Annotated in this window: 11 protein-coding genes; all 11 read right to left on the bottom strand. The window is 49.5% G+C overall.

Annotation, left to right across the window (positions count from 1 at the left end; genetic code table 11):
- Positions 1 to 69: 69 nt before the first annotated feature.
- Positions 70 to 606 (bottom strand): hypothetical protein, encoded by a 537-nt coding sequence (locus FH603_RS26585; RefSeq protein ID WP_186742093.1) that lies wholly within the window; start codon positions 604 to 606, stop codon positions 70 to 72.
- Between the two features lie 30 nt (positions 607 to 636).
- The gene (locus FH603_RS26580) at positions 637 to 1638 is read right to left on the bottom strand and encodes an alpha-1,2-fucosyltransferase (RefSeq protein ID WP_186742091.1); all 1002 of its coding nucleotides are present in this window, start codon (positions 1636 to 1638) and stop codon (positions 637 to 639) included.
- A 233-nt stretch (positions 1639 to 1871) separates the two neighbouring features.
- Positions 1872 to 3365 (bottom strand): MATE family efflux transporter, encoded by a 1494-nt coding sequence (locus FH603_RS26575; protein ID WP_208493203.1) that lies wholly within the window; start codon positions 3363 to 3365, stop codon positions 1872 to 1874.
- A gap of 155 nt (positions 3366 to 3520) precedes the next feature.
- Positions 3521 to 4003, bottom strand: coding sequence for a UpxY family transcription antiterminator (locus tag FH603_RS26570; RefSeq protein ID WP_186742087.1), 483 nt, complete (start codon positions 4001 to 4003; stop codon positions 3521 to 3523).
- A gap of 31 nt (positions 4004 to 4034) precedes the next feature.
- A complete protein-coding gene (locus tag FH603_RS26565; RefSeq protein WP_186742085.1) occupies positions 4035 to 4700 on the bottom strand; it encodes a sugar transferase in 666 nt (221 codons plus the stop codon).
- 71 nt (positions 4701 to 4771) lie between these two features.
- On the bottom strand, positions 4772 to 7102 hold the full coding sequence (locus tag FH603_RS26560) for a GumC family protein (protein ID WP_186742083.1): 2331 nt from the start codon (positions 7100 to 7102) through the stop codon (positions 4772 to 4774).
- Positions 7103 to 7113: 11 nt separating this feature from the next.
- A complete protein-coding gene (locus FH603_RS26555) occupies positions 7114 to 7926 on the bottom strand; it encodes a polysaccharide biosynthesis/export family protein (RefSeq protein ID WP_235985624.1) in 813 nt (270 codons plus the stop codon).
- Between the two features lie 3 nt (positions 7927 to 7929).
- Positions 7930 to 9078, bottom strand: a complete 1149-nt coding sequence (locus FH603_RS26550; RefSeq protein WP_235985625.1) for a YjbH domain-containing protein — start codon at positions 9076 to 9078, stop codon at positions 7930 to 7932.
- The gene (locus FH603_RS26545) at positions 9075 to 9872 is read right to left on the bottom strand and encodes a YjbH domain-containing protein (RefSeq protein WP_235985626.1); all 798 of its coding nucleotides are present in this window, start codon (positions 9870 to 9872) and stop codon (positions 9075 to 9077) included. The genes FH603_RS26550 and FH603_RS26545 overlap by 4 nt, the downstream gene beginning before the upstream one ends.
- A 166-nt stretch (positions 9873 to 10038) precedes the next feature.
- Complete coding sequence (locus tag FH603_RS26540; RefSeq protein ID WP_186742071.1) at positions 10039 to 10770, bottom strand: hypothetical protein; 732 nt, start codon at positions 10768 to 10770, stop codon at positions 10039 to 10041.
- Between the two features lie 50 nt (positions 10771 to 10820).
- Positions 10821 to 11882, bottom strand: a complete 1062-nt coding sequence (locus FH603_RS26535; protein ID WP_186742069.1) for a hypothetical protein — start codon at positions 11880 to 11882, stop codon at positions 10821 to 10823.
- Positions 11883 to 12587 lie beyond the last annotated feature (705 nt).

The raw sequence follows: 12587 nt of genomic DNA, 5'->3' as shown, positions 1-12587 counted from the left end.
ACGAGTACACGCTATCTTCTTCGGTTGGTTGGCTGCTTTTAGCCAACATTCAGATCATGTTGCAACGAATCAAACCAACACCCCCAATATAATTCCCCAACACCTTCTTAAAGCCACTGTCCATGGATCTTCATGATTAGTAACAGGTGAAAGGTCTCTTAATCGAACTCTTGTAATGGTCGGCTTCATCAATGGGTATATAAATTTTTCTTGGCTTAGCCAAGAACCAAGAATATCTATTTTATGAAGGTCTTTTAGAATTAGTTCGCAATATTTTGATATTTCAGAATTTGTATTTTTATTTGAAAAAAAACCAGCCCCGTTTAAAAAACTTTCCACTATTTTTTTATTATATTTAAAAACGTAGGGAATTCCTCTTACAAGATTACATAAATTTCCAATCATATTATCTTTCACTAAATAATAATTTAATAAAATGTTAATTTCGTTAGCACCAAATCTTGATATCATTAGTGGACTACCTTCTAATATCCTTTCTTTAATAAAATTTGATGCTTCTTGTCCATTTAGGTTTACATTCTTTTCAGAACGTCCAAACAATGAATCTGCTTTTATAACTCTTTGATATGATTTGTATAAGTTCATTTCCGACAGTGCCTTTAATATAATTCAAATTTATTTAATAATTAAGTTGGTATTAATTTTGCCATCTTCTTCCGCTAAAATCCAATCACTTTGTTTAGGATATCCGTGCCAGAAATCTTTTGGGCATATTTTTATTCCATTACTTAAAAGCGCAGGTTTGAAAGAAAACGAACTCTTGCTTGTAATCAACAGATCAGCGTTTACCATGTGTAGAAAAGATTGCTGCGCACTCATATCTAGGCAGAAAATGATGTTTTCGTGTTTCTCAAAATTTTTAAAGTCATCAATGTTTCCTTGTGAAAATACATAAATAGCAATCTCTTTGTCGGTCTTTAAATGCTGTAAAGCGTTGTCTAAAACATTTTCAAAATAAGAATTATCTTGCCATCGCTTTAGAAAACTATAATGTTTGTTTTTTTGTCCTACTGTAATATCACCACGTCTAATATGAATTGCAATATTATATTTGCTTTTATCATATATTATCACGTCTTTTTTCCTAGATGCCGCAGTGCAAAATTTAAGTTTGATGTCATTTTGCACCCCAAATTGGTCCCGATATCCTTGATCCTGCTCTGCAATAAATACAATTTTTTGGTTACCATATGATTTTATTATTTTCTTTACTAGTGATATCTCATCTAGCTTAAACTCATCAAAAATTGGCAGTCTTACTTTTTTATATCCTTTAGTATTTATCAAATAGTCTACACTGTTCTCATTTTCCCCTAGTCCTAAGAACTTTTCCCATTCTTCTGTTGAGAAAGGAGAATGTGCAAATTTCAGGTCAAATTGTTTTGCGTACCAGTATCCCGCAATCCAGTTTGCCATTTGATGTCCTATTCCCGCTCCTTTGTTTGGTATAGCACTATAATAGTTTTGCCTTGAATCATTGTTTTTAATCCTACTATTAAACAGCAGGTTCCAATAAGATTTATACAGTTTAAAATGTAAATTTTTGTATTTACATTTTTTCAGCAATATAGACCATAATTTGTTTTTGATTTTTTTTATCAGATTATTATATTTCATGGTGCTTAATCACATTGTTCTTACGGTAAATGTCATGCCAAAGTTTTATAGTTTGACAAAAAAAATTCTCATTGCAGCTATAAAATTAAAGTCTTTAATTATTAGCAAATAGATAATTATGCGAAAACAAAGTTGTCAATATTTAAACTAAATAAATTGGCGATTAGCCTATATATAAATAAGACGTGTTCATAAATATGTAATATTTTTTTAATTCATTTATCTCGTACTCTCTAAATCGTTTTGGGTTCTTTCCCGGTAAGTATTGGGCCATATTTTAAATTCTTCCTTATAAGTGCTCGTTCATTAATTGTGAATCCTATCTTGTAGACGGCAATAGAATATGTGAGAACTGTTGTTAATCCTACTAGAAAAAACCTAGTTGAACTTTCATTCATTGAATATGTTATAATTCCAGCGCAGCATATAACTATAATAAACGATACTATACATCTCAAAAAGGTATCTTTTAGATATTCTTCTATCACCAATCCACACAATTTATGCGTGAAATATATTAAAACTACCGAAGACATTATAGTATAAGTAATTAACACTATATATAACGCATAAACCGGATATTCATATTTAAAAAATATATATGTGATTACCAATGGGGATGCAGCAAGAATCGAGCTATATATCTGAAACTTTCTAATGTTTCCTACTGCAGATATTGAACTGCTAAACGTTATCGTTAGTTGTTCCAAAAGGCTTCGAATGAGTGCCAACTGGCAAAAAGTAATCGTATAATCCGGTACGTTGTCGAGCCATATCTTTAATACGAATGGTGCTTCAACTAGCATTGGTATATAAAATATCATTAGCAGGAAAAATGCCACCTTATTACCTACGGCCGATGCCTTTAACATCAATTCGCGATTGCCTGCTCCCTCACTTTTTGCAATTACCGGATTAAGCGCTTTGAGCATTGTATTTCCAAAGGCCCCAAGTTGCCCATTTACCTGGCCCGCTATTGCCTGAGCAGCATTTACACTTGTCCCAAAAAACGTGTTTATCAGTATTCCCTGACCATACCCTGTAATCATACTCGTTGACGAACCGAGAAGGGACCAACCCGCAAATGAAGTCATCTCCTTGAATAAGGGTTTACTGAAGTGCTTTCTTAAATAAATCTCGCATTCACTATAGTGTCTATGACAGTATATTCTTCTGATATAAAGGGTAAACACCGTTGAAACAGCCATCAATAAACCATAGGTAATTAACTGATCATGTGTTGAGTTTGCGATATAAATGGCAATGCTTAGTTTCAATACCGCTTCTAATATCCCTATTATACCATAGAATAACATATTTTCATGAGCATTGATAACCGCATCATAAGGGACAGATATTATTGTAACTAAGGTACTTACAACCGTAAACTGATAAACCCACTTTGCGGCTTCGATACGTTCGGCGGGTATAGATAATACGCCATCGAATAAGATGTAGCCAATCAGCTCCATAAGCATAAAAACGACTCCCCCCACAGCCAGATGAGATACGATGCTCACGTTGAAAATTGTCTTTAATTTCTCAAGGTCTCCACTACCTTCTGTGTAAGACATAAACCGCTGGGTGGCTGCGGCCATCGAGTTGTTCAGAAACGTAAGCATCATTACCGCACCACCCACCAAGTTGAAAATACCGAAGTCATTTACACCCAATGCATTCAGTACGAGTCTGGTCGTATACAGCGAAAGCCCGACAGTGATTGCCATACGGGCATATAGTATCCCCGTATTTTTCGCTACACGATTTGCTGCTTGCATCTATCTAAGTTTACTTTTACTTATGGCTCCGCCCTTTCAGTCCCCTCTGAGACCCACCACTTACTACCTAAAGTATTCATGTGGTTGTTGTATCGGCAGTTTACCTAAACCGAGACTTGGTTTTTTGACAAGTCAATCTTAACAACCATTTGCAGTGAATTAATATACAGTGATAGATTTTTTCCCTGCTGGTTAATTACACTGCCTTCTGTATGTTTAAAAGCACCAGACGTTATAGTTACCTGACTTGCTGGTGAGAAAGTTTCCAGTTGAATCAGGTCATGATCCACCTCGTTGAGCATGTGTTTAATAGTCACTATCTCCATGTCTCGAACAATGGCTGGTTTGTTTAACCAGTACAGATACCGAACAATCCCGGGTGTGTCAAATACCTGCGCACGCTGATGGTCTTCCAGATTTACGAAGCAATAAGAGCGAAAAAGCGGTTCTTCTACAATTTTGACTCGGTCGGACCATTTTCGCTTTGTTTTAATTAGCGGGCAGAAAACATCAATATTTCGCAGGCGTAATTTTTCGGCTACGACTTTTTCATTTCTCGACTTCGTGTATAAAACGTACCAGGGCATAACTTAAAGAGCGTTGAGTTTTTAGTAACAGTTAGTGGGCGTTCACATCACCTTTCACCATTGCTTTCACTGTCCACCAGCAAATTTTGATATCCAGCCAAAACGATTTTTTCCGGTTGTAAAAGCGATCCAACTTAACGCGGTGCGCCATCTTGATGAGTTTGTCTGTTTCGCCCCGGCAGCCGCGCACTTGCGCCAGTCCCGTAATGCCTGGCTTCGTCCGGTACCGGCTTCCATAGCGGGGCAGCACTTTCCAGTAAAGGGCGTCGTGCTGTACGGCATGGGGCCGGGGACCGATCACGCTCATATGCCCCAGCAGCACGTTCAGGAACTGCGGCATCTCATCCAGGTTTGTCCGGCGCAGAAACCCACCAAGTCGGGTCACGCGGTTGTCGCGCCGTTGCGCCTGCCTGAACCGGGCGTGGGGGTCGTGGGTCATGGTCCGGAACTTCAGGCAGTTGAACCAGTTCGCCTGAAAGCCCGTACGTTTCTGTATAAAGAATATTGGCCCGAGTGAGTCCAGTTTGATTAGAATCCCCACCAGCGGAATCATCCAGGAGAGAATGAACAGGATCACAAGTACCGAAAAGCAAAGGTCGAATCCCCGTTTCCCCAGGTGCTGGTAGGTGACTCTGCGCCGGGTTCCCGGCTCCGAGTACACATACAGGGGCTTGTAGTGTGTGTCGAGACTAAGCATACAATTAAGTTTATGGTACAGATTATCAAGAGGAGGAGTATTTAATCGGGTTCGGTGCGACAGCGCACCACTTAGTTGTTGCCTTTGGTCAGCCAGTTTTTCTTGCCCGAGCCGCCATAGTAATCGCCGTAGCTATAGTTGTAGTAGTACGATTCGCCTTCGCCCACGCCGTTCAGGATGATGCTCAGCCGCTGGAAACGCTGCTCCTTGAACATCACGTCCACCATCTTGATGGAGTTCTTGGGCGTGTGGTCGTGGCGCACCAGGAACAGGGTCGCGTCGGCATGGGGCGCAATCAGCTGCGAGTCGGTCACCAGCCCCACGGGTGGGGAGTCGACCAGGACGTAATCGAAGCGTTCTTTCAGTTCGGCAAACAGCTTGCCCAGCCGGGGCGAACTCAGCAGCTCGGCCGGGTTGGGCGGCAGCGGCCCCGCCGTTATGATGAAGTAGTTCTCGTAGCCGGGAATGGGCTGCAGGAGCTCATCGAGGGTAGCCTCACCAATGAGGTAGTTGCTCAGCCCCCTGTTGTTTTCCATGTGCAGGCTCTGGTGGAGTTTGGGCTTCCGCATGTCCATTTCCAGGATCACCGTCCGGTTGTCGACCATCGCCAGGCTGGCCCCCAGGTTCAGGGAGATGAACGACTTGCCTTCGCCACTGATGCTGGAGGTAAACAAAACCACCTGCGGGGTGTCGGGGTCGCTCCTGAGAAAATGAAGGTTGGTGCGCAGGGTACGGATCTGCTCGCCAATGACAGACTGCATGCGGGGTTTGAACACCAGGTTGTCGGCGGTGAGCTGGCGGCTGCGGACCACCTCGCCCAGAATAGGTACCTGGGTCACGTCTTCCACGTCGGCCCGGTGCAACACCCGGTTGTTGAGCGCATCCTTAGCCGTCAGAAACCCGATCGGTATCAACAGGCCCAGCAGCGTGAAAATACCAAATACCATCATTTTGACGGGCTTCACCGGCTTGCTCCCGGCGCGGGCAGCATCGACGGTGCGGCTGTCGGGGATGGCTGAGGCTGCCGACAGGGCCGTTTCTTCGCGCTTTTGCAGCAGGTAGGTATAGAGGCCGTTTTTGATGGCCTGCTGGCGGGTGATGTTGAGCAGCGCCCGTTCCTTACCCGGCACCGTCCGGATCATGCCTTCCATACGCTGGTTGTTCGTTACCAGTTGCGCCCGGTTGCTGGTCAGCTGCTGCCGGATGGTCTGGACGTTCTCGTTGATATTGGCTTTCAGGGTTTTAAGCTGGCTGTCGAGCGACTGAACCAGTGGGTTGTTCGGCGAGATGGTCCGCGACACTTCTTCCCGTTTCAGTTCCAGCTCCGACACTTTGGCGAGCAGGCCCGTCAGGACCGGGTCACTAAGTCCCAGGGTAGCGGGGGCCAGTCCCTGCTCGCCCCCCTGGTGCTGCAGGTAGCGCTCCACGTCACCCAGCGCCCCAAGCCGGATGTTGACTTCATTGAGCTGGCTGTCGTTATCCTTCACGGTGGTCAGGAAGGTTTGGGCCTGCACGCTCAGGTCGGTAATACCCTGCGTCGATTTATACCGCTCTACCTCTTTCTCCACCGTAGCCAGTTCGCCCGAGATCAGGCCGAGCCGGTTTTCGATAAAGCTGAGCGTGTTGCCCGCTTCCCTGTTCTTGTCGATAACGGCTTCCTTGTTGTATTCGTTGATGATCTGGTTCAGGATGGCAACGCCTTTGTCGGGCACGGCCTCATCCAGGCTCATCATAAGTACGGTTGCCTGTTTGGTCATGGGTTCAACCGTCAGGTTATTCAGGTAGCCTTCTGCCGTTTCGATATGATCGCCCATCGTCACCAGCATCGGTTCCAGTTTGGCGCTCAAAGGTTTACGGGTCAGGATGCGGAGCTGGCCGTAGGGCGTCTGTATGGACTGGTTTACGGGGTAGGCCTCCCCGTTCAATGTCACCGTCCGGGCATCGACAAAGGCGATTTCCAGGGCATCGTCGGGCATCAGCTCGGCGGGTTTCTCGACCAGCAGGCGAATGGGCGACTTGCCGTATATCTCTTTCTTAACCGTGCTGGTGGGGATATAGTACCGCACGTTGAGGCCCAGGTTGGTGACGACCCGGTCCATGATGGTAAAGGATTTCAGGATTTCGATTTCGTTTTCCACCACTTTGCTGGGCGTAAACAGATCGAGTTCTTTCATCATGCTTTCGCCCCCCATGCCTTTCTTCTCGTCTTTGATGAGCAGGCTGGCTTTCACCCGGTAACCGGGCGGCTGGTAGAGCAGGTACACATAGGCGGCACCCAGGGCCAGCAGCAGCGACAGCACGAACCAGGGCCAGTTACGAACATAGCGCATGAGCATGGCCCGCAGGTTCAGCTCGGGCTCTACTTCGTATGCTTGATAGGGGGTGTATGGATTCGTGACCATGTTCGTACAGATTAAAGGCGGGTGACAATGATGGAGATGACGGATAAAGCACTTAGCAAAATGGGCAACAGCTGGTAGGTACGGTCGGCATTGGCCACGCGGGCCTTGCCGGGTTCGACATACACGATATCGTTCGGATGGAGGTAAAAGTAGGGCGATTTGAATATGTCCCGCTGGGTCAGGTCGACATGATGAAACATCCGCTGGCCATTCTCTTCGCGGATGATGAGCACGTTGTCGCGCCGACCGTAGATGGTGATGTCGCCGGCCAGCCCCAGGGCTGCGGGCAGGGAGATATGTTCGTTGGGAATCGAGAAAAGCGCCGGGCGGGCCACTTCGCCCGATATGGAGATCTGGAAGTTCAGGTTCCTGACGTTCACCGTTGGCTCCTTCAGGAAGTCGAGCAGTTTCTGCCGGATCTGCACGGCGGCCTGGCTATTCGTCAGCCCTACCACTGCCTGCCGCCCCACCAGCGGCAGTTCGATCTGCCCTTCTTCACTGACCACATAGCCCGGTGTATAGGGAATGGGCGTGGTGGGATTGTTCTGCATACCGGCCGTACCCGTCATGGCGGTCATGGCGGCATAGGGGTTAAAAAAGGTCGTTGCTTCGGGGCTGAGGCTGCTCACCTGCACCGACAGCACATCCCCTACCCGGATGGCGGGGATATAGCGGGCGGGCAGCGCAATGGTGTCCCGGCCACCTTCGCTCTTCTGGTACAGCACCAGCTCTTTGCTGTTGATGCAGCCAGACATCCACACACACAACCCCAAAAACCAATACCCGGCACACCTGTTGCGAACAATCATAAAAAACACGTTCATTACTTATCGATACTGATTCTGTAAATAGCTGTGATGATACTGCCGAAGCAGGGCATCCAGCTGATAACCCAGGCGGTAGCGGGTCCCGATGTTGTAGCCCCGGCTGTAGGCATACTCCCACCGGAACTCCTCACTGCTCCGCACCCGGACGTGTGGGGTCTGGACGATACGGCCCGGCGGGATGGGGATGGCAAAGCTGAACCCGCCCGTTCCACCGTTCCCCGTTTTCGTGGCGTAAAAACCAACTTCCACGTTCCCCAACTGACGGATCAGGTCGAAGCGTACCCCCTGGTCGTTAAACAAAAACTGCCCCCCCGATGCCTTGAGCGTTACGTCCTGGCGGGGAAAGCGGTAGGCCACATCGGCCAGCACCATCACCGTCTTCATGGCGCGGTGGTAAAAGCCGTTTTCGGGGTAGTAATAGAACCCCGTCAGACTCGCTTCCAGGCCGTAGGACCAGTTTCCGTTTAGATCGGCATGCCGGTACTGCCCGTTGATCCCGTACTGATCGTTATAAAACAGACCCGCCGACAGACTCAGAAAATCGGACCCGCCGAGGGCCAGAAACTGGTTCAGGAATGTGGGGGCCAGCCGCACGTTCAGCGCCTGGTTGTCGAGGTGGTTGATCAGCGGCACCAGCACCCCCCAGTTCAGCACCAGCCCCCGGCTCACATAGAGCTGACTCTGCACCAGCAGATTCGTTTTACTCTCCACCGTCCGTTCGCGGTAGCCGAACTGCGCAATGAACTCCGGCTGCAGGCGAATATCGAACTTGTAGGCCCGCCCGCTGAACGGATGCGCGTTGGCCCAGGCCCGGCGCTCCTGACGGGAGAGCCGGGTTGTCGTCAGCGTATTATCCAGCCGATAGCTGGCAATGGGTATGCCCTGCACGAGCGGCACGAACTCGTTGATACCCTGTTTCTCCAGCAGCGCAGCCAGCTTCAGCAGGCCCGTCATTGGATTCCGGTACAGCCGCTGCTCGTAGGATACGCGATGCTGCGCACTGTCGACCGACAGGTTCTCGAAGGGTTGCAAGCCGTTTCGGGGCTGGGCATCGCTTTCGTGCGGCATTGCCAGCAGGCCATATAGCCCAAGCAACGCCCACCATCCGTATTGTATCGCTCTCCTCATCCGCTCTCCTCCCCGCTTCATGACTTCGTTCCGGTTCGTTTAGGGGTTCGAAGCAGCGGTACGGCATACGACGTACCGACTGTCAGCTGATCGCCGTTGAGCAGCCCCGCCTGAATGGTCCAGCGCTTGAACAACCGGGCATATGCCCCCACGTTCAGGTGCTGGGAATCCCACTCGACCATGAGCCCGCCCGTTTGCACTACCGTCAGCTTGACCCCGCCAAACGGGCCCGAGAGGTAGTGGTACGGCAATTTCCGTTTATCCCGCAGCGAATAGCCCGAAAAGATGTCTTCGTTCCTGTCGTTCTTCACGCTGGCCCGGTAAATCGAATAGGGGCTGCCCATACCCGCCGTAATGACCGCCGTTACCGACTTCGACAGGACGACATGCCGGGTAGCTACGAGTGCGTTGGTAATGAGCGAATTGTCGATCCCGAAAGGGGCCGACAGAATCACTGCCACCGAGGGCCGTATCTTGCCTTCGGTCAGCACCACGTATTTCAGATCGACCTGCCGGTCGCCAATGCCCCTGCCCGAAAATCCAATAGGGCCGTTCGGCATCAGCAGATTCAGGTTCACTTCCAGCCGGGGCAGCAGCACCAGGTTGACAAAACAAATGCTTTCCGAATTCTTTTTATTGAACCGGAAAGCATAGTCCGGTGGGTTATAGGTGTAGCCAATTGAAAATGTGCCGTCTTCCGTAAGCTCGGCCGACGGTATATACAGCAGTCCCGCTTTACCCGATACGTTTACCTGTCCATACAGCCGCGCCGGAAGTCCGATGCCCAGCAGCATCATCCCCAGTAACGACCGCATAATAAACGGGCGTATCAGGCTCAAATTTACGAACGGTATAGTATATACGTCTCCCATGCTAAGGCAAAATCTGCTTAGTGCGGTTAGTTTACGAAATGAAAGCGGGGCCGTATACTGTCTGACTAAAGCTGGCCGTGGTTCCCCAACAGCGGCCAGCCGATAGAGCCTAGTTCAGTTTAAATTTCAGTGACAGGCCAGCTTCAAGACCGCTCAGGCTCACCTTTTCAGTGGTGCTGCTTGTCTCCGTCCGTACGACCTGGTTATAGCTGCCCAGGTGGTACCGGACATCGAGCGCCAGGAACAGTTTCTTCACCAGTTTTTTCTCGGCACCCACGAACACCTGCAGGCCCGTATTGCTACCCGCCTGGGTTTCGCTCAGGGAACCACTAGCGCCGGTAACCTGCCGGGAGAAGTCATTGCTGATAAAATAGCGCGCAACGCTCAGCCCGATGTAGGGTGTCAGGAATGGTGTTTTGGGTTCATCGGTCGCCGTGGCGGTTGTACTCGATGGAGCCGACGGAGCGAACGTATATTTCAGATCCAGCGAAACAGGGATGATTGACAGGTCCAGCGTTTCGGAGCGGGTTATGCCGCCAGTGGTCACATCGCCCGCCACCGAGCTTTTCCAGTAGCCAACCCGTCCGCCTACCGAGAGCCCTTTGGTAAGGCCTACTTCAATGGCTGCGGAGGGCATGACAGCGCCGGAGAACGTAGCACCTTTACCGGCGTTGTAGTCGAGCAGCCCGGACCGTTCGTTCCAGTAGTCGAGCGATGGTTTCCAGTAGCTGGCTCCCACGCTGATGCTCTTGAGGTTAACCTGGGCCAGCGTTTCGGCAGGACCGGCAAGCAGACTGCCAGCGAGGGCAGCCAGGGATATAAAGAGGGTATTCAGTTTCATAGTACTAGTTCCGATGGGTTTAAACCAAACAATGTCATCTACAGATCAGATCAGCCGCCATTCCCCTGATTGTGGCAACTGGCAACTGCTTTGGCCAGACCGGCATTCAGCGTTCCCAGAGCGGCATTGTAGTTCCCGTTGATCTTGCTCAGGTCACCATCGCGGGCAGCCTGGGCTTTCGCCAGTTTGGCTGCTCCGACCGCATCACAGGCGCTTACTTCAGCGGCTTCCAGTTTCGTAAACAGGGTGTTGGCGTCAGACAGAGCGGCCAGGTAGAGCAGGCGAAGAGCCGTATAGAACGTTTCGCCCAGCAAGGCTTTGTTGGCATCCAGGTTGGCCATCCCGCTCGTGAACGCCTGTTGGGTAACCGAACGCAGGGGCGCATACTTCGCTGGTACACCCGCTTTGCAGGGAGCACTTTCGGCGGTAATACTTGTTTGAAGGGCGGTGAAGGCGGCATTGATCACGGCTGTCTGACTGGCCTGATCGGCTTTCAGCGTCGTCAGTGCCGTGTTGTAGGCCGTGTTGGCAGCGGCTTTGCAGGCGTCGTCGTCGAGGGTAGCATTGGCAGCGGCCAGTGCTCCTACGATCGTTACGGCCGCTACAGCACCCAGACGTCCGCCAATGGCTTTGCCGTCTACGGTAGGCAGGGTAAAGGTAGGCAGATAGGCTTTTAGGGCCGGGTTACTGCTCAGCGTTGCCAGCTGTGCTTTCAGATCGGCCGGCAAAGCGCCCGTGGTAACCATCGTGTTGATGACTTCGGGGGTGAAGCTGGCCGAGAGTTGGGCAGCAGCCTGGGCTGAAATGGCTTTGTTCACATCGGTGGCCGCCTGCGTTACTACGGCCGGTACGGTCGTGCTGCTGGCGTTCAGACCTGCCAGACCCGCGCTAACGGCAGCGGCAGCCGTAGACGACGTGACGGTAGCTGCGGTTACGGAAACAGCCGCCGGAGCCGTTGGTGTCACCGTAGGAAGTTTCGTTGCCGTGATGCCGGGAAACACGTACGTGAACGGCGTCAGCGAATCGACATCCTTCGACTTACAGTTGTACAGTGCTGTTGCCAGGCACAACCCATAAGCAAGCAACCGAATGGTGGGATTTGCAGTTTTCATGAAGGCTTTATTGAGGTGGAAGATGTATTTGGTGAATTGGCAATGGCATTAAAATCGGGCACAACAAGTCAGGGACACGCACATACTTGTACGGGCGCACTCGAACCAATTGGTTATATAGAGTTGTGGACTTTACATACCTCACCTGTCACCCTATCGGGCGATTGGCAGAATGATAATAAATCCAGTATGCAGGCAGTGTTGCAGTCTGATCTAAGTCCGTTGATCCATGGAAATCCATCGATCGACAGAACAGCTGATCTACGGTTTACCTGAACGATCGATTATAGATAGGCCCGGGGAAAAAGCGAACTTTTCCTTACGACTTTACTGCCGAATCAAACGGGTAATTGTAGACGAGAACAGCGGCTAACAGGCCAGCTTTTATTTATGCACTGAGTGCAAAAGAAAAAGCCGGAGTTCGTTTATAAAACGTGAGTGAGTGTACCACGATCGGCACGAGTGCTGTAGAGTTCATAAGCTAAGATGGTGTATAAACGGATAGACATATTTGCCTTTGCTGTACAAATATACACTTAATATACTTAGCACCTTCCCCACTGGTTTCTTCTAAGCACACCTACCTAGTATGTCACTAGTACTCTTCCAACTTAATAATTAGAATTGACTGATTTATTTATTGGGTTAACTTTCTCATACCAGCTTTTAAGTTTATCTCCAGCGCTGGCCACTGTAAAACTCCAA

Origin of the sequence: Spirosoma utsteinense, from assembly GCF_014282275.1 — a bacterium.
In the GTDB taxonomy this organism is placed as follows: domain Bacteria; phylum Bacteroidota; class Bacteroidia; order Cytophagales; family Spirosomataceae; genus Spirosoma; species Spirosoma utsteinense.
This window is presented reverse-complemented; position numbering and strand designations above follow the sequence as displayed.